The organism is Nocardiopsis sp. iso_25 (assembly GCF_056173305.1).
Genome location: NZ_CM149667.1, coordinates 4,387,860 through 4,410,125 on the forward strand (window position 1 = coordinate 4,387,860; position 22,266 = coordinate 4,410,125).

Below are 22,266 nucleotides of genomic sequence, written 5' to 3' on the forward strand. Positions count from 1 at the left end.
CTCAGACGTCCTTGTGGTGAACTGAGCCGTCCGCCGCCTGGCGGATGGCCTTGGACGCGGGGGTGCCGTCCTCCCCGCTCTCCGCGTCGCCCCGGGGGGTGACGTGGGTGGTGCACACACCGTCGCCGTGGGCGATGGTGGCCAGCCTGCGCACCGGGGTGCCCAGCAGCCGCGCGAAGGCCTCGATCTCGGCCTCACAGAGTTGCGGGAACTCGGCGGCCACGTGCGCGACGGGGCAGTGGTGCTGGCACAACTGGTCGCCGCCGCCGGGTGCGGGCGCCTGGCCCGCGGTGGCGGCGTAGCCGTCGTTGGAGAGGGCCTCGGCCAGCAGCCGGACGCGTTGCTCGGCGGGAACCGCGTCCAGCAGGGGCCTGTAGCGCCGCTCCAGGTCGGCGACCTGACTGCGGGCGAACTCGCCGACGGCTCCGGGACCGGCCGTGTCGGCCAGGAAGCGGAGCGCGCTGGTGGCGAGGTCGTCGTAGGCGTGGACGAAGGCGTCGCGTCCGGCCTCGGTGATGGCGAAGACGCGCGCCGGGCGGCCCCGGCGGCGTCGCCCGCCGTGGGGCCGGGCGTCGCGGGCCTCGACCATGCCCTCGCTGGTCAGGTTGTCGAGGTGGCGGCGGATGGCCGCCGGGGTGAGCCCGAGCCGCTCCCCCAGCGCGGAGGCGGTGATCGGGCCCTTCTCCAGGATGAGCCGCGCGACCCGTGCGCGGGTGCCGGTCTCGGCCCCGCGCTCCGTTCCAGCGAGGGGACGGGACACACTGGACGTCTCGGACACGGTCTTCCCCTCCCTCTCTGACGCGGCTCCTGGTTTTGACAACATCAGTGTGGCGTAAATAAGTCCGCCGAGGCAAACCCGACCCCATGGACTTGATCACCAAGGACAGGCTTGCCTAACAGGGGGTTCACGCACCGGCAACCCAGTGGACACGAACGGGAACGGGCCCGAGATCCTTCCCGACGACCATATGCCGAGACCGCCGTATCGGGATGCGGACAGGAGTGTTCGGCGCGCCGCCGGTCCCCGGGCGCCCCGGCCGGGGCGGTGAAGCCCTCCGCCGGGCCGCACGTAGACTCAGGCCCCATGGACACAGCCGCGGTCGAGGTCGTCGACCTGGTCAAGCGCTACGGCGCCACCACCGCAGTCACCGGCCTCACCTTCAGCGCGCGCCGGGGCGCGGTGACGGCGCTGCTCGGTCCCAACGGAGCGGGCAAGACCAGCACCATCGAGATCTGCGAGGGCTTCCGCCGCGCCGACGGCGGGCGGGTGCGGGTGCTGGGCCTGGACCCCGTGGCCGACTCCGGCGCCCTCAAACCCCGTGTCGGGGTGATGCCCCAGTCCGGGGGCGTGCCCACCGGCGCCCGCGCCGCCGAGTGGCTGCGGCTGATGGCCTCCTTCCACGCCCGGCCGATCGAGCCCCGCCTGCTGCTGGAGCGGCTGGGCCTGACCTCGGTGGCCGCGACGCCCTTCCGCCGCCTGTCCGGCGGCCAGCAGCAGCGCCTGTCCCTGGCCTGCGCCGTGGTCGGCCGCCCCGAACTGGTCTTCCTGGACGAGCCGACCGCGGGCCTGGACCCGCAGGCGCGCATGGCCACCTGGGACCTGGTGGCGGCCCTGCGCGAGGCGGGTGTGGCGGTGATCCTGACCACGCACTACATGGAGGAGGCCGAGCGGCTGGCCGACCACGTGGTCATCATCGACCGCGGCGCCGTGGTCGCCGAGGGCACCCCCGCCGAGCTGACCGGGGAGCGCCGCGAGGTCTGCTTCTCCGCGGAGGCCCCGCTGGACACGGCCCTGCTGGAGGCCGCCCTGCCCGAGGGCAGCCGGGTGGAGGCCCACGGCCCCGCCGACGGCCGCCGCGAGTACGCGGTCGTCCCCGGCGGCGCGGGGACTCCCGGCCCGGAGTTCCTGGCCACGGTCACCGCCTGGTGCGCCTCGGCCGGAGTCCTGGCCGAGGACCTGCGCGTGCGGCGGCGTACCCTCGAAGACGTCTTCCTCGAACTCACCGGCAGGGAACTGCGCGACTGATGCACGAGCACACCTCCACCGCCTCCGCACGGGCGGCCGCCGACGCTCCCGCCCACGGAGGCGGCGACGCCTCGCTGTTCACCCCCGCGCCCGGGGCCGCGCCGATGTGGCGGATGGTCGCCGCGCAGGCCGGGATGGAGCTGCGGGTCATGCTGCGCCACGGCGAGCAGTTCCTGCTCACCATGGTGATCCCCGTGCTGCTGCTGGTGGGCTTCAGCCTCACCTCGGTGCTGGACGTGGGCGAGGGGGCGCGGGTGGACGCGCTCACGCCCGGCGTGCTGGCGCTGGCGGTGATGTCCACGTCGTTCACGGGCCTGGCCATCGGCACCGGCTTCGAACGCCGCTACGGGGTGCTCAAGCGGCTGGGGGCGACCCCGCTGTCGCGCTTCGGCCTGCTGGCCGCCAAGACCCTGGCCGTTCTGGGCGTGCAGGCGATCCAGACGGTGGTGCTGTGCGCGGTGGCGCTGGCGCTGGGCTGGTCGCCCGCGGCGAGCCCGGCGGGCGTGCTGGCGGCCGTGGCCCTGGTGCTGCTGGCCACCGCCGCGTTCAGCTCGCTGGCCCTGCTGATGGCGGGCACGCTGCGGGCCGAGGCGACCCTGGCCGGGGCCAACCTGGTGTACGTGCTGCTGCTGGGCCTGGGCGGGGTGCTCTTCCCGGTCAGCAGCTTCCCCGGCCCCCTGGAGCAGGCGGCGTCGGCGCTGCCGATCACCGCGCTCAGCTCGGGGCTGCGGACGGTCCTGGCCGACGGCTCCCTGCCCGGCCCGGGCGCGTTCGCGGTGCTGGCCGTGTGGGCGCTGGTCTGCGGCGTGCTGGCCAGCCGCCTCTTCCGCTGGGAGTAGCCCGGGCCCCGGGCCGGGTCAGCTCAGGGGCAGCAGGCGCCACTGCTGGTGGGCGTGGCCGCCGTCGGGCGCCTGGGCGACCCTGGTGCCGTTGTCGGGGGCGCCGCCCTGCGCCTCCAGCGCCTGGCCGGTGGCCCGGTTGACCAGGCGGACCACACCCGGCCCCACCTCGACGAGCGACCAGTGCTGGTTGGGCGAGCCGGTGCGGGTGAGCAGCGCCGCGCCGGGCTGCGCGGCCGGGTCGGCGGGGATCTCCAGGAGCTTGCCGCTGCCCACGCCCTCGATCTCGTAGAAGCCCCCGTCCACGGGGATGAAGCGCCACTGCTGGTTGGTCTGGTCGTGGCGGTCCCACAGGTGGACGGGCGCGCCGTTGGCGGTGGACGTGCCCGCGACGTCCATGACGCGGCCGCCGTGGACGCTCTGGACCGCGTAGACGAGCGCGGGGTCCAGGCCCGCCGGGTGGACGACCTCCTCCTCCGACGGCTCCTCGCTGGGCTCCTCGGCCTCGGGGGCGCCGGGCGGCTGGACCAGGATGCCCGAGGCCGTGGTCATCTCCGGCTCCTCGGGCCGGTCCCCGCCGGACACGAGCAGGCCCCCGGTGTAGCCGCCGACGAGGGCCACCAGCAGCAGCGCCAGGGCTCCGGCCAGGAGCGGCCAGTGGGGGACGTACCGTTCGTGGTCGCGGGGGGAACGGGCGCGGCGTCGGGACATTGAGGACACTCCAGCGGGGTGCGGGCGGGGGCCGCGTCGTTCCACGGCCCGGACCATTTCACACCACTTCGCCGGTTTGATGCACGTTCGCCCTTCAGTGGTGGGGACTCGATAGGGTCCGGGCATGGAAGCGCTCGGAGTCCCCTGGTTCATCGCGGTCCGCTACCTCGGCCCGCCGTTGCTCCTGCTCTCCGCGGGCGGCGCGCTGACGCTGTGGCGGCGGCCCGCCCGGCCCGGACTGGTGTGGGCCGCGCTGCTGGTGAACCTGCTCGCGGCGGCGCTGCCGTTCCTGTGGATCGGGGTGCAGCTCCTGACCGGCCGGGCGGACCAGACGGTGCACGGGCTGGTCATGACGCTGGCGCAGCCCGCGGTGGCCACGGCGGCCTGGGGACTGCTGCTGGCCGCGGTCGTGGCCCGGCCCCGGGGGCCGGACCCCGCCGGGTCCGCCCGGGCCGCGAGGGACCGGGCCCGGACGCGGACCGGGGACGGCGGGGAGACGGAGAGGACCCCCGAAAACGTAGGATGACTTGCCATGAGCACTCCGTCCCGGCCCCAGGCAGCGTTCTCCCCGCTCCGAGCGGTGGAGGCGGTGCCCCCGGTCTGGCTGGTGACGGTCGGCATCGTCTCGGTGCAGACCGGCGCAGGGGTGGCCAAGAACCTCTTCGACGTGCTGCCCCCGGCCGCGGTCGTGTGGCTGCGGCTGCTGACCTCGGCGGTGCTCCTGGTCCTGGTGGCGCGGCCGGTGCTCAGGGCGCGCTCGCGCGGGGACTGGTGGGTGGTGATCGGCTACGGCGTCGCGCTGGCGATGATGAACTTCCTCATCTACCAGGCCTTCGCGCGCATCCCGCTGGGGATCGCGGTCACCATCGAATACCTGGGGCCGCTGGCCATCGCGATCCTGGGGTCGCGCCGCCGGATCGACCTGGTGTGGGCGGGCCTGGCCGGGCTGGGCGTGGTCGCGCTGGGGCTGGAGGCGGGCTCGATGGACCCGCTGGGCATCCTGTTCGCCGTGCTGGCGGCGGTGGCCTGGGCGGGCTACATCCTGCTCAGCGCGTCGACGGGCCAGCGGTTCAGCGGCGCGTCCGGCCTGGCGATCGCCAGCGTGGTCGGCGTGGTCGTCATGGCACCGATCGGGGTGTACGAGGGGGGTGCGGCCCTGCTCGACTGGCGCCTGCTGCTGTTCGGCCTGGTGGTCGGCGTGCTGTCCTCGGTGGTGCCCTACACGCTGGAGCTGACCGCGCTCCGCCGGATGCCGCCGCGCGTGTTCGGGGTGCTGATGAGCCTCCAGCCCGCCGCCGCGGCGCTGGTGGGCCTGGTGGTGCTGGGCGAGCTGCTGACCGTGTGGCAGTGGTTCGCGGTGGCCTGCGTGATCGTGGCCAGCGCGGGTTCCACGCGCACCTCGGCCCGCGACGCCGGGGACCGCGGCCCCGAGGCCGACGGCGCGTCCGCCCGGTCGTCCCGGGAGGGCCCCGGAGAGCGGTAGGCGGGCCCGGTCCGCGGCCGCCGTGTCCGCGGCTCGCCCGTCGGGGCGGCCAGTCCGGGAAGACGGGGACAGGAGTTTTGCTACTCAGTGTTTCCGAATGGACACAAATGGTTATCTGTCCTGGTGGGTCGGCCAAACGGCACGATCACACGCAGTCGAAGGGAAAGCCATGCGCACCAGCGCCAAGATGATGATGACCGCCCTGTTCACCGCCGGCCTGCTCGGCATGGGGTTCGGGACCGCCTCCGCGGGCGAGAACGACACCGACGTCTACCAGGCGTGCGTGCAGGAACAGGGCTTCCTCGGCCTGATCAACCTGGACCTGGACCTGCTCAACCAGTGCATCTCCAACCACGTCGGCTAGGAACGCGCTGACCGGTCGAGGGCGGCGGGCCCTCCCGAACGAACCGACGAGCCCCCGGAACGGGTCCGATCGGGCGGTACGGACCCCGCCGTCGCGGAGGGGGCGTCCACACGCGGGCGCCCCCTCCCCCTGTGTCGGACGACGGCGTCGGCGCAGGTGGGAGACTGCGCGGGGGGCGGACACCGGCCCCCGCGACGATGTACTACAGTCTGTCGTATGTCTGATTCCCCGGCCTCCGCGGTGCTGGCCGCGAACTCGGTCCCCCCGCTCGCGGCGGAGGACATCTCCCTTCTCGGATTCCCCCTGTGGGGCTGGCAGATCGCCGTCGCGACCGCCGGAGTGCTCGCTCTGGTACTGCTCGCGCGCACGATCTGGACGCCCACGCAGCGGTCGCTGCGGGCCTGGGCGCTGGGCAACATCGTCGTCAACGCGGGGATCGCCGTCACCGGCGCCACCGTGCGCGTCACCTCCTCGGGCCTGGGCTGCTCGGAGTGGCCCAAGTGCACGCCGGAGAGCTTCGTGCCCATCGACACCGGGCACGCCGCGCTCAACGCCGCCATCGAGTTCGGCAACCGGACGCTCACCTTCGTCGTGCTCGCGGTCGCCGTCATCACCTTCGTCGCGGTCATGCGGATGAGCCCGCGCCGCCCCGACCTGGTCCGGCTGGCCGTCATCGTGCCGTTCGGCGTCCTGGGCCAGGGCGTGGTCGGCGGCATCACCGTGTGGACCGACCTGCACCCCGCCTCGGTGGCGGCGCACTTCCTGCTGTCCATGGTGATGGTCTTCATCACGGTCGCCCTGTACGTGCGCTGTCAGGAGCCCGAGGGCAAGCCCCAGGTGTCCGTGGGACCCATGCTGCACGCCCTGAGCATCGGCCTGGTCGTGGTCGGCTTCGTCCTGCTGGTCGCCGGGACCATCGTCACCGGCACCGGCCCGCACGGCGGTGACGCCGCGGCCCCCCGGTGGGGGTTCGACCTGGCGGCGGTCACCCGCCTGCACTCCGCGCTGGCCTGGCTCACCACGGCCGGGGCCGTGCTGGCCACCGTCATCGCCTTCCGCGGCGGCGCCCGGCGGCCGGTCCGCGTGAGCAGCGTGTTCCTGCTGGTCACCGTCGTCCTCCAGGGCGTCGTGGGCTACACCCAGTACGCCCTGGAACTGCCCGAGGCCCTGGTGGTCCTGCACGTCCTGGGCTCGGCCCTGACCTGGGTCGCGATCTGCCGCCTGTACTTCTCCACCACGCGCCTGGTCCCGCCGGGCCAGGAGCTCAGCGAGGACCCTGCTGACCGTGACGGGGAACGTAGTCCTGTTGCGCCCGCGCCTGGGCGATGACGTGCGCGAAGTCGGCCCGGCGCAGGAAGCCGGAGTCGGTGGGGCTCTCCGCCCAGCCCGGGGCGACCGGCTGGGGCATCCGCCCCAGGAAGGTGTCCCGGGCCACGTGCATCAGCGCCAGGAACGAGTCCCGGTGGACCTTCCAGTCGGGCGCGGGGAGCCCGGCGTCCAGCCTGCGGTGCAGCAGCGCGAGCTCGGTGGCGGCGAGCTGGTACTCGCGCATCGCCTCGCGGCCCCTGCGGCCGGCGTTGCGCGCCGCCCACTCCCGGGCCCGGCGGCGCCCCTGCAGTGAGCTGAGCATGGCGATGTCGGCCGGGCTGACCAGGCCGGTGGAGACGTAGGGCGGCAGGTACCGGGCGATCGCGCCGATCTGCCGGTGGCGGTCGCGGGCGGCCAGCGCCAGGATCGCCATGAGCACGCCGAAGAGCACCATGTAGGCGACGGCCAGTCCGGACCAGCCGAAGTAGGTGGACCCGTTCCACATGCCGTGCAGCAGCACCGCCGCGGCCCACCCGGCGACGGGGGCCAGCAGGCGCAGGGCTCCGGAGCGCATGGCGGCGTAGGCCACGCCGATGCCGATCATCGCGGTGTAGACCGGGTGCCCGAACGGGGCGATCAGCCCCCGGATGGCGAAGGTGGCCACCAGGGTGCCGTCGAAGAACGCGCTGAGGAAGTACAGGATGTTCTCGGTGAAGGCGAAGCCGGTGGCGACCATCCCCGCGTAGATCACCCCGTCGGTGAAGGTGTCCAGCTCGTGGCGGCGCCGCCAGAGCAGGATCAGCAGCACCACGCCCTTGGCGCTCTCCTCCACCAGCGGCGCCACCGCCGACGTGCCCAGGAAGTCGCCCAGGTCTCGGCCGAACAGCGGCACCGTGACGTGGGCCAGGCCCCAGCTGTTGAGCAGCAGGGATACCACCACGGCCACGCCCGCGCCCCAGGCGAAGGCGAAGAACAGCACCCATCCGGGCTCGGGCTCGATCCGGTCCAGCATGAGGATGAGCGGCACGAGGATGCACACGGGGATGACCGCGGCGACGAGGCTGACGGCGAAGCCGAGCCCTCCGTCGATCCCGGCGGCTGCTCCCCCGGCCAGGGCGAGCAGCCACAGGTAGACCAGCATCCCGATCATGCAGACCACGCTGACGGTGGTGCCCAGGATGAGGGTCATCGAGTAGCGCGAGCGTCGGCCCTGGAGGATGGCCTTGCTGTCGAGACGGGGCATGGGCACCGATCGTAGCGGGAACCGGGCCGACCACGGCTTTCGCCCCCGGCCGACCGCGGGGAGGGGCGCACGGGCCCCGACCGGCGGCGGCCCGGACGCCCGTGGGCGGCACCCGCGCAGGGGTGCCGCCCACGGAAGGCCGGCGGCCTCAGCCCAGGACGCCCGCGATCAGGGGGTCGACGGTGACCGCCACGAACAGCAGCGCCAGGTAGGCGTTGGACAGGTGGAAGAAGCCCATCGTCTTGAGCTGCGCGCCGGTCACGCCCGCGCGGGAGCGGTTGAGCAGGCGGTGCGCCTGGACGATCAGCAGCGCGCCCAGGGCGACGGCGACCGCGCCGTAGAACCAGGTGGTGCCCGCCACCGGCCAGAACAGCACCGACACGACCGCGGTGGCCCAGCTGTAGAGCACGCACTCCAGCAGCACCCGGCGGTCGGTGGCGACCACGGGCAGCATCGGCACCTTGGCCTGCGCGTAGTCCTCCTTGTAGCGCATGGCCAGCGTCCAGGTGTGCGGCGGCGTCCAGAAGAACACCACCAGGAACAGCACGAACGGGGCCCAGTCCAGGCTGTTGGTCACCGCGGCCCAGCCGATGAGCACCGGCATGCACCCGGCGATGCCGCCCCACACCACGTTCTGCGCGGTGCGCCGCTTGAGCAGCAGCGTGTACACGAAGATGTAGAACAGGATCGCGAAGACCGACAGCACGGCCGAGAGCACGTTCACCAGGAGGGCGAACCCGACGGTGGAGCCGACGGCCAGCACCAGGCCGTAGACGAGGGCTCCGCGCGGGGTGACCAGGTCCATCGCGCCGGGGCGCTGGCGGGTGCGACGCATCTCACGGTCGATGTCGCGGTCGATGTAGCAGTTCATCGCGTTCGCGCTGGCCGCCGACATGGTGCCGAACACCAGGGTGGCGACCGCGGTCCACAGCGGCGGCACTCCCCCGGCCGCGACGAACATCACCGGGATGGTGGTGATGAGCAGCAGCTCGATGACGCGGGGCTTGGAAAGGGCGACGTAGGCGCGGACGTGGGCGCCCAGCGAGGCCCCGCCGGGGGCCTGGGGCTGGTCGCCGTGCGGGTTCGTCCGCGGGGCGCGGTTGGTGAGGGCCATCAGTACCCGGTCCTCACGGCCGGACGGTTCTCTCGCGTCCCCCCGGGGGCCACCGGCTCGGTTTCAGACACGCGGATACCTCGACAACTCTAGGGGTTTCGACACTGCTCGCCACGCGGGGGCCGGCGGACCGACAAAGCGTCTGGATCGGCGGAAACCCCGTCAACGACATACTGTAGTACTTCCTCGCGCGCGTCTGAGACCAGCCCCCTCACAAGGAAAACCGCTGGTCCTCGGGCCCGGATGCGCGCGGTGGTCCGCCGGGTGTACTGAAGGGTCGCACAGGCTCCGACGCGCTTCCAGCCCGCCACGCACCGCCCGCGGCCCCCGCCACGCGGCCCGGCCGCCGGTGGCCGCGCCGCCCGGGAGGCGGTTCCCACACCCCTACCAGCCGGTAATCAGAGGTGTCGGGCAACGACATCCCGGGTAGCGGACGATAGGCTCGATCGTGGCCGAATCCGTCGTGGTCTCCAGCCCGCGGCGACCGTCACCCGGGGACGCCGCGTCCGCGCCCTGAACAGCAGCGGGTGCGCGTTCCCGCCGTACTCGGCCCCGCCCGCACGGCGGGCCGCCCCGGTTCCGGCGGCGGTTCGAGAACGAACGCAACCGACACACCCCGCGCTCCGGCCGCCGGGCGCGGGGGGTGCCCGAGAAGGAGAACGAAAGTCCGTGAACGCCCACACCCCGCAAACCCTGGAGTGGTCGGACCTCGACCTCCGCGCCGTCAACACGGTCCGGGCCCTGGCGATGGACGCGGTCGAGAAGTCGGGTAACGGACACCCCGGCACCGCGATGAGCCTGGCGCCAGCCGCCTACCTGCTCTTCCAGAAGATCATGCGCCACGACCCCTCGGACCCGGAGTGGACGGGCCGGGACCGCTTCGTGCTGTCGATCGGCCACTCCAGCCTCACCCTGTACATCCAGCTCTACCTGGCCGGATACGGGCTCGAACTGGACGACCTCAAGAGCCTGCGCCAGTGGGGCAGCCGCACGCCCGGCCACCCCGAGTTCAGCCACACGCCGGGGGTGGAGACCACCACCGGTCCGCTGGGCCAGGGCGTGGGCAACGCGGTCGGCATGGCCATGGCCGCCCGCCGCGAGCGCGGCCTGTTCAACCCCGAGGCGGGTCCGGGCGCCAGCCCCTTCGACCACCACATCTACGCGTTCTGCTCCGACGGCGACGTCCAGGAGGGCGTGAGCCACGAGGCCAGCGCCCTGGCCGGGACCCAGCAGCTGGGCAACCTCATCATGATCTGGGACGACAACCGGATCTCCATCGAGGACGACACCCGCATCGCGCACTCCGAGGACGTGGCCGAGCGCTACCGCGCCTACGGCTGGCACGTGGAGGAGGTCGACTGGAGCGCGACCGGCGAGTACGTCGAGGACGTCGAGGCGCTGTACCAGGCGATCGTGCGCGGCAAGGCCGAGACCGAGCGCCCGACCTTCATCCGCCTGCGCACCGTCATCGGGTGGCCCGCGCCCAACAAGCAGAACACCGGCGCCATCCACGGCGCGGCCATCGGCGCCGACGAAATCTCCGCCACCAAGGCGATCCTCGGCCTGCCCGACGAGCCCTTCGGCGTCGAGGACGCGGTGATCGAGCACACCCGCCGCGCCGTGGACCGGGGCCGCGAGGCCCGCGCCGCCTGGGAGGTGGAGTTCAGGGCCTGGCACGACAGCGCCGGGGAGCACGCCGAACTGTTCGACCGCCTGGTCGAGAAGAGGCTGCCCGAGGGCTGGAAGAAGGCCCTGCCGACCTTCGAGGCCAGCGAGAAGGGCGTGGCCACCCGCAAGGCCAGCGGCGAGGTGCTCTCGGCCCTGGCGCCGCTGCTGCCCGAGCTGTGGGGCGGCTCGGCCGACCTGGCCGGGTCCAACAACACCACGCCCAAGGGCGAGCCGTCGTTCCTGCCATTCGACCGCGCCAGCGAGATGTTCCCGGGCAGCCCCTACGGGCGCGTGCTGCACTTCGGCGTGCGCGAGCACGGCATGGGCTCCATCCTCAACGGCATGGCCCTGCACGGCCCGACCCGGCCCTACGGCGGCACCTTCCTCGTCTTCAGCGACTACATGCGCCCCGCGGTCCGGCTGGCCGCCATCATGCAGCTGCCGGTCACCTACGTGTGGACGCACGACTCCATCGGCCTGGGCGAGGACGGCCCCACCCACCAGCCGGTCGAGCACCTGTGGGCGCTGCGCGCCATCTACGGCCTGGACGTGATCCGCCCGGCCGACGCCAACGAGACCGCCGTGGTGTGGCGCGAGGTCGTCGAGCGGGGCGACCGCCCGTCCGCGCTGGCGCTGACCCGCCAGAACCTGCCCGTCCTGGACCGCGAGGAGTACGCCTCGGCCGAGGGCGCGGCCAAGGGCGGCTACGTGCTGGCCGAGGCCGACGGGGACGCCCCCGAGGTGATCATCATGGCCACCGGCAGCGAGGTGCAGATCGCCCTGGACGCCCGCAAGGCGCTCCAGGAGGCCGGCACGCCCACCCGCGTGGTGTCCATGACGTGCGTGGAGTGGTTCGAGCGCCAGAGCGGGGAGTACCGCGAGCAGGTGCTGCCCTCCTCCGTGCGCGCCCGCGTGTCGGTGGAGGCCGGGATCGCCCTGGGCTGGCGCGAGTACGTCGGCGACGCCGGCGAGTCGGTGAGCCTGGAGCACTACGGCGCCTCCGCCCCGTACCAGGTCCTGTACGAGAAGTTCGGCTTCACGACCGAGGCGGTCGTCGAGGCGGCCCGCAAGAGCATCGCCAAGGCCGGCAGCTGACCCCGGCGGGCCCCGCCGGAGGATCCCGGCGGGGCCCGCCCTCCTCTGACGTGTGTGACCGGGGGCGGTGCTCCGTCCCCAGGAAGGCGGAAGAACCCATGAGCAACGCACTCCGCGACCTGTCCCAGGCGGGCGTGGCCGTCTGGATCGACGACATCAGCCGTGAGCGGCTGCGCTCGGGCAACCTGTCCGAGCTGATGTCGACCCGCCACGTGGTCGGCGTCACCTCCAACCCCACCATCTTCGACAAAGCGCTCGCCGAGGGCGACGCCTACGACCAGCAGGTCCACGAGCTGGCCGTGCGGGGCGTGTCGGTGGAGGAGGCGGTGCGCATGATCACCACCTACGACATCCGCTGGGCCGCGGACACCCTGCGCCCGGTCTACGACTCCACCGACCGCGTGGACGGGCGCGTCTCCCTGGAGGTGGACCCGCGCCTGGCCAACGACACCGAGCGCACGGCCGCCGAGGCCAAGGCGCTGTGGTGGATGGTGGACCGGCCCAACCTGATGGTCAAGATCCCGGCCACGGCCGCGGGCCTGCCCGCGATCACGCGGGTGCTGGGCGAGGGCATCAGCGTCAACGTCACGCTGATCTTCTCCCTGGAGCGCTACCGCCAGGTGATGGACGCCTTCCTGGAGGGCATGGAGCTGGCCCGCGCCAACGGCCACGACCTGTCCCGCATCCAGTCGGTGGCCTCGTTCTTCGTCAGCCGCGTGGACACCGAGGTGGACAAGCGCCTGAAGGAGATCGGCACCGACGAGGCGCTGTCCCTGCTGGGCCGCGCCGCCCTGGCCAACGCCCGCCTGGCCTACGAGGCCCACCAGGAGGTCTTCTCCTCCCCCGAGTGGAAGGCCCTGGAGGAGCACGGCGCCACGCCGCAGCGGCCGCTGTGGGCCTCCACCGGCGTGAAGGACCCCTCCTACGAGGACACCCTCTACGTCGCGCAGCTGGTGGCGCGCGACACCGTCAACACGATGCCGGAGGCCACGCTGGAGGCCACCGCCGACCACGGCGAGATCACCGGCAACACCGTGCTGGGCACCTACGAGCAGGCCCGCGCCGACTTCGCGGCGCTGGAGAACGCCGGGGTCAACCTGACCGACGTGTTCGCCGTGCTGGAGGACGAGGGCGTGGACAAGTTCGTCAAGTCCTGGGAGAGCCTGCTGAGCGCGCTCTCGGCCAAGCTCGACAAGCTGTCCTGAGCCGCGCGGCCGTCCCGGCGACGGGACGGCCGCGCCTTTCGCGCCCGTCCCCACCCGCCTGCCCCCGGCGGGGGCGGCGCCCAGCGTCCCACCGGCCACTCTCGACAGGAAGACGGGAACTTGAAAGAACCGGTGATGCCGGGAGCGGTACCCAACCCGCTCCGCAACGCCCTGGACCGCAGACTGCCCCGTATCGCCGGACCCAGCGTGCTGGTGCTCTTCGGCGTCACGGGCGACCTGGCCCGCAAGAAGCTCCTGCCGGCCATCTACGACCTGGCCAACCGGGGGCTGCTGCCGCCGGGCTTCGGCCTGGTGGGGTTCGCCCGCCGGGACTGGGAGGACCAGGACTTCGCCGACGAGGCCTACCAGGCGGTGCGCGAGCACGCGCGCACCCCGTTCCGCGAGGACGTGTGGCGCCAGCTCAGCGAGGGCGTCCGGTTCGTCCAGGGCGAGCTGAACGACGACGACGCGTTCGACCGCCTGGCCGACTGCGTGCGCACCCTGGACTCCGAGCGCGGCACCGGCGGCAACTACGCGTTCTACCTGTCGCTGCCGCCCAAGCTGTTCCCCACCGTGGTCAAGCAGCTCAAGCGGAGCGGCCTGGCCGAACCCGAGGAGGACCAGGTCTCCGAGGGCGGGGTCCGCCCGTGGCGGCGGGTGGTGATCGAGAAGCCCTTCGGCCACGACCTGGAGAGCGCCCGGGACCTCAACGCGGTGGTGGACGACGTGTTCCCGCCCTCGTCGGTGTTCCGCATCGACCACTACCTGGGCAAGGAGACGGTCCAGAACATCCTGGCCCTGCGCTTCGCCAACACCCTCTTCGAGCCGCTGTGGAACCGCAGCTACGTGGACCACGTGCAGATCACCATGGCCGAGGACATCGGCGTGGGCGGCCGGGCGGGCTACTACGACGGGATCGGCGCGGCCCGCGACGTCATCCAGAACCACCTCCTCCAGCTGCTGGCCCTGGTAGCGATGGAGGAGCCCATCTCCTACAGCGCGGACGCGCTGCGCGCGGAGAAGGAGAAGGTGCTGGCGTCGGTGTCGCTGCCAGAGGACCTGTCCACGGGCACCGCGCGCGGCCAGTACGCGGCGGGCTGGCAGGGCGGCGCGGCGGTGCGCGGCTACCTGGAGGAGGAGGGCATCCCCTCCGACTCGGTGACCGAGACCTACGCGGCGCTGAAGCTGTCGGTGGACACCCGGCGCTGGTCGGGCGTGCCCTTCTACCTGCGCACCGGCAAGCGGCTGGGCCGCAGGGTGACGGAGGTCGCGCTGGTGTTCCAGGCCGCTCCGCAGCAGCTGTTCCCGCGCACCGACGTCAGCGAGGTGGGGCAGAACGCCCTGGTGCTGCGCATCCAGCCGGACGAGGGCGTGACGCTGCGCTTCGGCTCCAAGGTGCCCGGGGCCAGCATGGAGGTCCGCGACGTGAGCATGGACTTCGCCTACGGGCAGTCCTTCACCGAGGCCAGCCCCGAGGCCTACGAGCGGCTCATCCTGGACGTGCTCATCGGCGACCCGCCGCTGTTCCCGCGCCAGGAGGAGGTCGAGCTGTCCTGGCGGATCCTGGACCCGGTCGAGGAGTACTGGGCCAAGGCGGGCCAGCCGGAGCAGTACGGCTCGGGCACCTGGGGCCCGGAGTCGGCCGAGCAGCTGCTCTCCAGGGACGGACGCCAGTGGCGGCGCCCGTGACCAGCCACGACCCCGCCGGGAGGAACCGATGACGCTCTACCTGCCGCGCACCACGACCTCGAAGATCGCCGAGGCGCTCATGGCCGAGCGGCTCAGCGTGGGCGGCGGTGCCATGAACATGGTCCTGACCCTGGTCATCGTCACCGACGAGGCCGACCACTACGACGCGGTGCGCGCCGCGACCGAGGCGGGCCGCGAGCACCCCTCGCGCGTGGTGGCGCTGGTGCGGCGCGACCCCGACGCCGAACCGGCCATCGACGCCGAGATCCGCCGCCCCGGCACCTCGGGCCCCGGCGAGGCGGTGCTGCTGCGGCTGTACGGTCCGCTGGGCGAGCACGCGGACTCGGTGGTCACCCCGCTGCTGGTGCCCGAGGCGCCGGTGGTGGTGTGGTGGCCGGGCGTGGGCCCGGCCGACCCGGCGGCCGACCCCGTCGGCCGCCTGGCCCAGCGCCGGATCACCGACGCGCTGCGCGCACCGGACCCGGTGAGCGACCTGCTGGAGCGGGTGTCCCACTACAGCCCGGGCGACACCGACCTGACCTGGACCCGGCTGACGCCGTGGCGCTCGCTGCTGGCCAGCGCCATGGACCAGCCCTGCGGGTGGGTGACCTCGGCCAGTGTGACGGCCGAGTCGCACTACCCGAGCGCCGAACTGCTGGCCGCGTGGCTGTCGGACCGGCTGGACGTGCCGGTGGCCCGCGAGACCTCGCACGGCCCCGGCCTGACCGAGGTCCGCCTGACCACCGACCAGGGGGACATCACGCTCTCCCGGGTGGACGGCCGGGTGGCCACGCTGTCGCGGTTCGGCCAGCCCGACCAGACGGTGGCCCTGTCGCGGCGCGCCGCCTCCGGGGCCTTGGCCGAGGAGCTGCGCCGTCTGGACCCCGACGAGATCTACGAGAGCGCGGCCCGGCACCTGGAGCCGCTGCTCTCCGGAAGCGGAGCACGAGGATGAGCGAACCGGAGATCGTCCGCCACTCCGACGCGGGGGCGCTGGCCGACAGCGTCGCGTTGAAGCTGGTGAACATGATCGTCCAGGCCGAGGCGGACAAGCGCGACTTCCACCTGGTGCTGACCGGCGGCGGGATCGGCATCCGCACCCTGGAGGCGGTGCGCGACCACGCCCTGGAGGCCGGGATCAGCTGGTCGCACGTGCACCTGTGGTGGGGTGACGAGCGCTTCCTGCCGGACAAGGACCCCGAGCGCAACGAGACCCAGGCGTGCGCGGCGCTGATCGACGCGGTTCCGGTGCCCGCGCACAACGTGCACCCGATGCCCGCCTCCGACGGGATGGACGGCGACCACGTCGAGCACGCCGCCACCCGCTACGGCCGGGAGCTGGCGGTGGCCGCGCGGGCCCGGGGGCCGGTACCCGTGTTCGACGTGTGCCTGCTGGGCGTGGGCCCGGACGCGCACGTGGCCTCGCTCTTCCCGGGTCTGCCGGGGGTGCGCGAGGACGAGGCGTCGGTGGCCGCGGTGCACGACTCGCCCAAGCCCCCGCCGCAGCGGATCACCCTGACGCTGCCGTCGATCCGCACGGCACGAGAGGTGTGGGTGCTGGCCTCGGGCGAGGGCAAGGCCGGGGCCGTGCGGCTGGGCCTGGCCGGGGGCAGCGTGGACGAGGCCCCTGTGGCCGGTGCGCGCGGCGCGGAGCGGACCGTGTTCTGGGTGGACGAGGCGGCGGCCGCCGAGCTCTGACCGGGACGGACGGGCGTACGGGCCCCGGGGGACGCGTCGTCCCCCGGGGCCCTCGCGTGTTCTCGGGTGCGCGGCGGGGTCGCGGACGGGGCGCGGGCCGGGCCCGGGTCCGCGCGCCTCAGTCCGGGGGGCCGGGGCAGGTGAGCCCGGGTTCGGGGACCCGGCCGGTGAGCAGGTAGGCGTCCACCGCCTCGTCCACGCACGGGCTGCGGCCCGTGCCGTAGACGGTGTGTCCGGCCCCCTCGTAGGTGACCAGGGTGGCGGTCTCCATCCGTTCGGCCAGGTCCTCGGCCCAGGCGTAGGGGGTGGCGGGGTCGCCGACGGCGCCCACGACCACGATCGGGGGCGCGTCCGGGGCGGTCGCCGCGGGGGCCTCTTCCGTCTCGGGCCAGTATGCGCAGGGCAGGTGGTCCCACACCGGGTCGGGGCCGAAGAGCGGGGCGCGGTCGGCCGCCTCGGCGGCGGCGTCGCGGTAGGCCTCCACGGTCACCGGGTCGGCGCGGTCGGCGCAGTTCACGGCGGTGAACACCGCGCCGGGGTCCTGGTGCTCCGTTCCCGGTACGGCCTCGCCGGAGCCCGCCCGCGCGTACGCGCCGAAGGTGCGGTCGTAGAGCCGCCCGAGGTGGAGTCCGGTCCCCTCGGCGTCGTCCCAGGCGAGGGCGGTGAACACGTCGGCGAGCAGGTCCCAGCCGTCCTCGCGGTACAGCTCCATGACGACCATGGCCGTCAGTGTGCGCCCGTCCACCGGGATCCCCTCGGCCTCGGCGGGGACGCGGTCGAGGCCGCGCAGGAGCGCGGCCGCCCGGACGTCGGCCTCGCTGAGGGCTCCGGAACCGCCGGAGCCGGGCGCGCGGTCCGCTCCGGCGAACGGGCAGGCCGCGTCGCGGGCGCAGTGGGCCACGAACGCGTTCCAGGTGTTCTGGAGGGCGGCGACCTGCTCGACGGCGGCCCGCGCGTTGGAGGTGCCCGGCGCCGCGGCGCCGTCCAGGACCGCCGCCCGGACGCGGTCGGGGTACAGGTGGGCGTAGAGGGCGCCGAGGTGGGCGCCGTAGGAGCGGCCGACGAAGTTGAGCCGTTCCTCGCCCAGGGCGTCGCGGACAATGTCGAGGTCGCGGGCGACGTGGACGGTGCCGAGGCGGGCCAGGAACTCCTCCCCCACTGTCCGCGCGCAATCCTGGGCGTACCTGCGGGCGGCGTCCTCCATGGGTTGGAGTTCGGCGGCGCCCAGGTCTCCGGGGTCGGTCCCGGCCACGTCCTGGCGCGCCTCGACCAGGGCGTACCGGTCCCCGCAGGCGAAGCCGCCGCTGTCCCCGACGCCGCGCGGGTCGAAGGAGACGATGTCGAAGGCGGCGCGGACGTCGTCGCCGAACAGGGGCGAGTCCAGGGCCCGGACCCCGGAGGCGCCGGGGCCGCCCGGGTTGACGACCAGGGAGCCCAGGCGCTCCTGCGGCGGGCCGCTGGCGGGCGCGCGGACCAGGGCGATGTCGAGGGTCCCGCCGCCGGGCTCGTCGTGGTCCAGGGGGACCGTGACCGTGCCGCACTCCAGGCTCTCCAGCCACTCCGCTTCGGTGTCGCGGTCGGCGGGGCCGGTGGCGCGTGCGGTGGGCGCGGTTCGCCGCTCGGAGGGTTCGGTGGTCCGCCCGCTCTCGTGGCAGGGCCGCCAGGCGACGTCCTGGCCGGGGAAGGGGTCGTGGGCGGCAGGAGAGCAGGCCGCGGCCAGCACCACCGCCATGAGCCCACCGAGCCCGGGGGCACCCACCCCGCACCGCACCGCCGACTCCGTTCCCGCGTCCCGGTCCGCCTGCCCTCCCATCCTGCCCGGCGAGGGTGCGCGCAACCTCCGGTACGGGTCCGCCGACGTGCAAAAAGACGGTCAGGACGAGTGGCCGGGACGGTGTCCGGGGCGGGTCAGAGCAGGCTGACGTCGGTGTCGAGCAGCGCGGGCAGGGCGTCGGGGGAGGCGACCGCCACGAGGGGGCGCAGGGGGTCGCCGAAGGCGATCCACCCGGGCCCGCCGTGCGGTGACGGGTCGGCGTGGGTGATCCAGTCCACGAGTTCGACCGCGCGGCTGACGTCGCCTCCCGGCCGGGTCAGGGCGACCACCGTTCCGGCCACGTCGCAGCGGGTGCCGAGGTGGGCGGTGGCGGCGAACACGCTCTGCGCCCACGCGCCCCGGCCCACCTCGCGCGCCTGCCCGCCGGGGCCGCGTCGCCGCAGCCAGCCGGGCGCGGTCAGGCCCACCGCGCGGTCGTCGAAGGTGAGCACCAGGCTGGGCCGCTCCTGGGCGGTCAGGCACTCCTCGGGGTCGGTGAGGGAGGCGTCCATCCACACCCGGACCGGGCCGCTGGCCGCGCGCACGAGGGCGGCGCGGGCGGCGTCGAGCAGGACGGTGTCCACCTGGGTGCGGGCCGCCCGGCAGGCGTTCCCGGTCAGGGAGCCGTCCCCGTCCTCCGCGCCGGGCAGCGGCGTGTACCCGGGCAGGACCAGGTGCCAGTCGACGCTGGCGCGGCCCCGCAGTGGCAGTTCGCCGTGGGTCAGGCAGACCACGGTCCGCCTGCGCGCCAGCTGGTAGGCGGCGCAGGCGCCCGTGCGGCGGGCGGCCAGGGCCAGTCCCAGGCTCATCGCCTTGGTTCCGGTCGTGATGTCGGCGACGACCGGGGGCGGCGGGTCGGCCCGCTGTTCGCGGACGATCCAGTCCTGGGCGACGGCGGCGACCGCGTCGGCGTCGGAACCGTCCACGGGGTCGGAGGTGAAGCGGACCCGGTCGCGGTACCCGGCCTCCCTGAGCAGGGCGGCGTCTGCGGGCGGGGCCCCGGGGTGCTCGACGGCGTGCAAGGTCCGGGCGGCGGAGTCGCGCATCCGGTCGCGCACGCTCTGCCTGGAGGGCAGGACCAGGGTGCGGGCGGGGCGGTGGGCGTGCACCGCGGTGAGGGTGCCCAGGCGGCTGCCGCCCAGGGAGGTGACCAGGACGGGTCCGTCCTTCGGCCCGGGGTGGGACCCGGGCGGCGGGGGCCCGGGGGCCTCCGGCGGCGCGGGGCGGCGGCCGGGGCCCGGGGCTCGGTTCGGACCGGCTCCCGGCGTCGGGCCGGTTCCCCGGTCCGGGTCGGACGCGCGGACCGGCCTCGGGGCCGCGTCCGTGTCGGAGGAGGCCAGCCCCGGGAAGAACGCGCCGCGGATGTCCTCGAACGACGTCAGCCGGGACAGCAGGTCCTCCAGGCTCCACACGTGCACGCTGCGGGCGGCCAGGGCGGGGTTGTAGGCGGTGACGCGTTCGCGCAGCCCGGGGACCGCGGGCCCGGAGTGGACGAACAGCACCTGGACAGCGGTGCCGAAGACCCGGCGGGCCTTGGCCACCGTCCACCCGGCCCGGGCGACGACGTCCTCGGGGCGGGTCTTGGCCTCCACGCACAGCACGCGGTGGCGGTGGCGCAGGACGGCGTCGAAGTCGGCGACCGAACCCCCGGGGTGGCGGGGGTCGGCGACCTGGCGGGCCCCGACGACCTCGGTGTCGGACCGGCGGCGCGTGTGGCGCAGCAGGTGGGACAGGACCCGGCCCTCGGCGACGACGCCGCGCCGCACGGCCGGGGACAGGTCGGGGAAGCGCGCCTGGAGGGCCTGGCGTCCGCCCTGGACGAAGAGGCGCACGGGTTCGGGGTCGCGGTCCTCCAGCCAGTGGGCGCCGTGGATCGCGGCGAGGGTGCGCAGGTCGACGCCGTCGCTGACCAGCGGGCGCCCCGGGTGGGAGCCGTCGGCGGTGCGCAGCCGGTCGTTGACCGCGTCCAGGTAGTGGCGCCAGCGGCGGGAGCCGGGGTGCCGGTCCGTCGGCAGGACCCGCTCGTGCAGCAGGGCCGCGGCCACGCTCATCACCTTGGTGCCGCCGGTGTAGTCCAGGTACCAGGGCTGGCCGCCGTTGGCGCGGTGCAGGGCGGCCAGGGTGTCGGTGACCGGGCCGAAGTCGTGCGGGTCGGGCCCCACGCTCACCACGCTCACCGACTCGGGGCGGGCCAGGCGCTCCACGGCGGCGGCGACGCGCCGGGCCAGCGGCCGGGTCCCGTCGCTGGCGACCAGGGCCAGGTGGTCGGCGCGCAGGGTGAGCGAGGACAGCAGCGCGGGGGTGGGGTTCTGTCCGACGAGCACGACGGCGGCACGGGGGCTGTCCACGGCGTCCTGTTTTCCGGAAGGGGGCGTCGGACGACCACGCTATGCGGTGGGACCCCGTTTCTCCAGCGCCAGGGGCCGGCGGCGCCGCTTCGCGCCGGTCGCGGGTCAGGGGCCCTCGCGTCACACCGGTGACGCTCCTAGATGAGTAATTCCAAGGGGTGCGTGGTCTGAGCATGAGGCGAGGGAGCCCATGGTCATGTTGTGACGCAAAACCTGAACTCCCTCGCCCGAGCACTCTACGCCAGGACCGAACGCCTCCTGAAACACCGCCCGGACCTGGCCCCCTGGCGACCCGAGACCGGCTTCCAACCCCACCTGTCCGACGCCGACCTCATCACCCTGGCCCTGATGCAGGCCATGCTCGGATACACCAGCGAGACCCGCTGGCTGCGCTACGCCCGCGCTCACTTGTCCGAGCAGTTCCCCTACCTGCCCCAACAAAGCGGCTACAACAAACGCCTACGCAAGGCCTCCGCGCTGATCCGCGCCCTCATCCGCCACCTGGCCACCGACACCAGCGTCTGGACCGATGACGTGTGGGTGGTGGACTCCACCCCCGTGGAGTGCGCGCGTTCTCGCGAGACTGTCAAACGCTCCGACCTGGCCGGATGGGCCCAATACGGGTACTGCGCCTCCCATTCCCGGTTCTTTTGGGGGCTGCGCCTGCACCTGGTGTGCACCCTGAGCGGGCTTCCCCTCGCCTTCGCCCTCACCGGAGCCAAAGCCGACGAGCGCACGACCCTGATGGGGATGCTCGCCGACGATCCCGACCTGGTCGCCCAACGCCCGGGCCAGACGCTGGTCGCGGACAAGAACTACTACGGGCGCGACTTCGAACGCTCGTTGGCCCAAGCAGGTCTGTCCTTGCTACGTCCGGCACGCAAGGGAGAGCGCCCGCGGTCCGGGGCGGAGCTGTTTCGGCCGTTGCGGCAGGTCATCGAGTCCATCAACCAGACCTTCAAGGGCCAACTGGACCTGGAACGGCACGGCGGGCGCACCCCGGGCGGGGTGATCGCCCGGGTACTCCAGCGGATCCTGGCGCTGACCGCCGCGGTCTGGCACAACGACCGCACCGGCCAGCCGACCCTACGTTCGTTGACGGCCTACGATCACTGACCCCTTGGAATTACTCATCTAGGCGCCCACCGCCTCCTCGGGCACCGCCCCCGTGTCCCGTGGACGGGGGCCGAGCCGCACCGGGGCGCCGCTGACGACGAAGGACCGGCAGGCGGTGACCACGCCGCTGCCGTCGCGCACGAGGTCGGAGGGGACCAGAAGGTCGCGGCGTTCGGGGTGCGCGGAGACGACCACGGAGGAGACGATGAACCACACGCCCTCCTGCGGTTCGGGGAGGTCGGCCCGGGTGCGCTCCTCGGCCATCAGCGGGACCCCGGCGACCTCCAGGCCCACGGGGACGCGGACCGCCTCCACCCGGGCCGGTCGGGCGCACCTGGGCCAGCGCCGGATGACGCGCGACCCCTCGTCCACGACTGTCACCACATGCGGCGTCAGGTTGACCACCCGCATCCGGCGACCTCCGTTCCTCTCGCTTCCCCGTCGGCCGGACTGACCGCCGGGTCCGGCGGCGCCGCGCCCTCACCGCAGTCTCTCGGACACAGCGCGGACCCTCCGGAGAAGGCTCCGGACCGAAAAACCCGTGAA

The 22,266-nt window shown here is 73.8% G+C and carries 19 protein-coding genes; 12 read left to right on the forward strand and 7 right to left on the reverse strand.

What is annotated here, in order from left to right; genetic code table 11:
- Nucleotide 1: 1 nt before the first annotated feature.
- The gene (locus tag AC0VX6_RS18860; RefSeq protein WP_274973976.1) at nucleotides 2-778 is read right to left on the reverse strand and encodes a helix-turn-helix transcriptional regulator; all 777 of its coding nucleotides are present in this window, start codon (nucleotides 776-778) and stop codon (nucleotides 2-4) included.
- A 306-nt stretch (nucleotides 779-1,084) separates the two neighbouring features.
- Here AC0VX6_RS18860 and AC0VX6_RS18865 point away from each other — a divergent pair, with 306 nt between their 5' ends.
- Complete coding sequence (locus tag AC0VX6_RS18865) at nucleotides 1,085-2,026, forward strand: ABC transporter ATP-binding protein (protein ID WP_475465452.1); 942 nt, start codon at nucleotides 1,085-1,087, stop codon at nucleotides 2,024-2,026.
- Nucleotides 2,026-2,865: an ABC transporter permease gene (locus tag AC0VX6_RS18870; protein WP_274973978.1), complete on the forward strand. Its 840-nt coding sequence runs from the start codon at nucleotides 2,026-2,028 to the stop codon at nucleotides 2,863-2,865. Before AC0VX6_RS18865 ends, AC0VX6_RS18870 begins: the two co-directional genes overlap by 1 nt.
- An 18-nt stretch (nucleotides 2,866-2,883) precedes the next feature.
- Here the strand turns inward: AC0VX6_RS18870 and AC0VX6_RS18875 are convergent, their stop codons facing one another.
- On the reverse strand, nucleotides 2,884-3,576 hold the full coding sequence (locus AC0VX6_RS18875) for an RICIN domain-containing protein (protein WP_274973979.1): 693 nt from the start codon (nucleotides 3,574-3,576) through the stop codon (nucleotides 2,884-2,886).
- Between the two features lie 124 nt (nucleotides 3,577-3,700).
- Between AC0VX6_RS18875 and AC0VX6_RS18880 the strand changes: the two genes are divergently transcribed.
- From AC0VX6_RS18880 to AC0VX6_RS18895, 4 genes are all read left to right on the forward strand, one after another.
- The gene (locus tag AC0VX6_RS18880; RefSeq protein ID WP_475465454.1) at nucleotides 3,701-4,102 is read left to right on the forward strand and encodes a hypothetical protein; all 402 of its coding nucleotides are present in this window, start codon (nucleotides 3,701-3,703) and stop codon (nucleotides 4,100-4,102) included.
- 6 nt (nucleotides 4,103-4,108) lie between these two features.
- Nucleotides 4,109-5,059, forward strand: coding sequence for an EamA family transporter (locus tag AC0VX6_RS18885; protein ID WP_274973981.1), 951 nt, complete (start codon nucleotides 4,109-4,111; stop codon nucleotides 5,057-5,059).
- Between the two features lie 169 nt (nucleotides 5,060-5,228).
- Nucleotides 5,229-5,423, forward strand: a complete 195-nt coding sequence (locus AC0VX6_RS18890; protein WP_274973982.1) for a hypothetical protein — start codon at nucleotides 5,229-5,231, stop codon at nucleotides 5,421-5,423.
- A gap of 216 nt (nucleotides 5,424-5,639) precedes the next feature.
- On the forward strand, nucleotides 5,640-6,752 hold the full coding sequence (locus AC0VX6_RS18895) for a COX15/CtaA family protein (protein ID WP_274973983.1): 1,113 nt from the start codon (nucleotides 5,640-5,642) through the stop codon (nucleotides 6,750-6,752).
- Here the strand turns inward: AC0VX6_RS18895 and AC0VX6_RS18900 are convergent.
- Both AC0VX6_RS18900 and AC0VX6_RS18905 read right to left on the reverse strand, forming a co-directional pair.
- Nucleotides 6,688-7,974: a PrsW family intramembrane metalloprotease gene (locus AC0VX6_RS18900; RefSeq protein ID WP_274973984.1), complete on the reverse strand. Its 1,287-nt coding sequence runs from the start codon at nucleotides 7,972-7,974 to the stop codon at nucleotides 6,688-6,690. The genes AC0VX6_RS18895 and AC0VX6_RS18900 overlap by 65 nt on opposite strands.
- A gap of 148 nt (nucleotides 7,975-8,122) precedes the next feature.
- Nucleotides 8,123-9,088 carry a heme o synthase gene (locus AC0VX6_RS18905; RefSeq protein WP_274973985.1) on the reverse strand — a complete coding sequence of 322 codons (966 nt, stop codon included), beginning with the start codon at nucleotides 9,086-9,088 and terminating at the stop codon, nucleotides 8,123-8,125.
- A gap of 669 nt (nucleotides 9,089-9,757) precedes the next feature.
- Here AC0VX6_RS18905 and tkt point away from each other — a divergent pair.
- From tkt to pgl, 5 genes are all read left to right on the forward strand, one after another.
- On the forward strand, nucleotides 9,758-11,851 hold the full coding sequence (tkt, locus tag AC0VX6_RS18910; protein WP_274973986.1) for a transketolase: 2,094 nt from the start codon (nucleotides 9,758-9,760) through the stop codon (nucleotides 11,849-11,851).
- A gap of 98 nt (nucleotides 11,852-11,949) precedes the next feature.
- Nucleotides 11,950-13,056: a transaldolase gene (gene tal, locus AC0VX6_RS18915; protein ID WP_274973987.1), complete on the forward strand. Its 1,107-nt coding sequence runs from the start codon at nucleotides 11,950-11,952 to the stop codon at nucleotides 13,054-13,056.
- Between the two features lie 135 nt (nucleotides 13,057-13,191).
- Complete coding sequence (gene zwf / locus AC0VX6_RS18920) at nucleotides 13,192-14,745, forward strand: glucose-6-phosphate dehydrogenase (RefSeq protein ID WP_274973988.1); 1,554 nt, start codon at nucleotides 13,192-13,194, stop codon at nucleotides 14,743-14,745.
- Between the two features lie 28 nt (nucleotides 14,746-14,773).
- The gene (locus AC0VX6_RS18925) at nucleotides 14,774-15,700 is read left to right on the forward strand and encodes a glucose-6-phosphate dehydrogenase assembly protein OpcA (protein ID WP_274973989.1); all 927 of its coding nucleotides are present in this window, start codon (nucleotides 14,774-14,776) and stop codon (nucleotides 15,698-15,700) included.
- Nucleotides 15,697-16,443, forward strand: a complete 747-nt coding sequence (pgl, locus tag AC0VX6_RS18930; protein WP_274973990.1) for a 6-phosphogluconolactonase — start codon at nucleotides 15,697-15,699, stop codon at nucleotides 16,441-16,443. The genes AC0VX6_RS18925 and pgl overlap by 4 nt, the downstream gene beginning before the upstream one ends.
- A gap of 118 nt (nucleotides 16,444-16,561) precedes the next feature.
- On the opposite strand, the gene AC0VX6_RS18935 is transcribed toward pgl, so the two are convergent.
- Both AC0VX6_RS18935 and AC0VX6_RS18940 read right to left on the reverse strand, forming a co-directional pair.
- Nucleotides 16,562-18,175, reverse strand: coding sequence for an alpha/beta hydrolase (locus tag AC0VX6_RS18935; RefSeq protein WP_274973991.1), 1,614 nt, complete (start codon nucleotides 18,173-18,175; stop codon nucleotides 16,562-16,564).
- A gap of 176 nt (nucleotides 18,176-18,351) precedes the next feature.
- The gene (locus AC0VX6_RS18940) at nucleotides 18,352-20,604 is read right to left on the reverse strand and encodes a CRISPR-associated protein (protein ID WP_475465457.1); all 2,253 of its coding nucleotides are present in this window, start codon (nucleotides 20,602-20,604) and stop codon (nucleotides 18,352-18,354) included.
- A 201-nt stretch (nucleotides 20,605-20,805) separates the two neighbouring features.
- Between AC0VX6_RS18940 and AC0VX6_RS18945 the strand changes: the two genes are divergently transcribed.
- A complete protein-coding gene (locus AC0VX6_RS18945; protein WP_475465459.1) occupies nucleotides 20,806-21,720 on the forward strand; it encodes an IS982 family transposase in 915 nt (304 codons plus the stop codon).
- A gap of 18 nt (nucleotides 21,721-21,738) precedes the next feature.
- Here AC0VX6_RS18945 and AC0VX6_RS18950 read toward each other — a convergent pair whose 3' ends face one another.
- Nucleotides 21,739-22,131, reverse strand: coding sequence for a hypothetical protein (locus AC0VX6_RS18950; protein WP_475465461.1), 393 nt, complete (start codon nucleotides 22,129-22,131; stop codon nucleotides 21,739-21,741).
- Nucleotides 22,132-22,266 lie beyond the last annotated feature (135 nt).

Bases quoted from the DNA above. Each gene is read 5' to 3' on its own strand.
- tal (WP_274973987.1), top strand. From the start codon at position 11,950: ATGAGCAACGCACTCCGCGACCTGTCCCAGGCGGGCGTGGCCGTCTGG.
- AC0VX6_RS18875 (WP_274973979.1), bottom strand. From the start codon at position 3,576: ATGTCCCGACGCCGCGCCCGTTCCCCCCGCGACCACGAACGGTACGTC.
- AC0VX6_RS18870 (WP_274973978.1), top strand. From the start codon at position 2,026: ATGCACGAGCACACCTCCACCGCCTCCGCACGGGCGGCCGCCGACGCT.
- AC0VX6_RS18950 (WP_475465461.1), bottom strand. From the start codon at position 22,131: ATGCGGGTGGTCAACCTGACGCCGCATGTGGTGACAGTCGTGGACGAG.
- zwf (WP_274973988.1), top strand. From the start codon at position 13,192: ATGCCGGGAGCGGTACCCAACCCGCTCCGCAACGCCCTGGACCGCAGA.
- AC0VX6_RS18890 (WP_274973982.1), top strand. From the start codon at position 5,229: ATGCGCACCAGCGCCAAGATGATGATGACCGCCCTGTTCACCGCCGGC.
- pgl (WP_274973990.1), top strand. From the start codon at position 15,697: ATGAGCGAACCGGAGATCGTCCGCCACTCCGACGCGGGGGCGCTGGCC.
- AC0VX6_RS18895 (WP_274973983.1), top strand. From the start codon at position 5,640: ATGTCTGATTCCCCGGCCTCCGCGGTGCTGGCCGCGAACTCGGTCCCC.
- AC0VX6_RS18935 (WP_274973991.1), bottom strand. From the start codon at position 18,175: ATGGCGGTGGTGCTGGCCGCGGCCTGCTCTCCTGCCGCCCACGACCCC.
- AC0VX6_RS18925 (WP_274973989.1), top strand. From the start codon at position 14,774: ATGACGCTCTACCTGCCGCGCACCACGACCTCGAAGATCGCCGAGGCG.
- AC0VX6_RS18905 (WP_274973985.1), bottom strand. From the start codon at position 9,088: ATGGCCCTCACCAACCGCGCCCCGCGGACGAACCCGCACGGCGACCAG.
- AC0VX6_RS18900 (WP_274973984.1), bottom strand. From the start codon at position 7,974: ATGCCCCGTCTCGACAGCAAGGCCATCCTCCAGGGCCGACGCTCGCGC.
- AC0VX6_RS18865 (WP_475465452.1), top strand. From the start codon at position 1,085: ATGGACACAGCCGCGGTCGAGGTCGTCGACCTGGTCAAGCGCTACGGC.
- AC0VX6_RS18880 (WP_475465454.1), top strand. From the start codon at position 3,701: ATGGAAGCGCTCGGAGTCCCCTGGTTCATCGCGGTCCGCTACCTCGGC.
- AC0VX6_RS18885 (WP_274973981.1), top strand. From the start codon at position 4,109: ATGAGCACTCCGTCCCGGCCCCAGGCAGCGTTCTCCCCGCTCCGAGCG.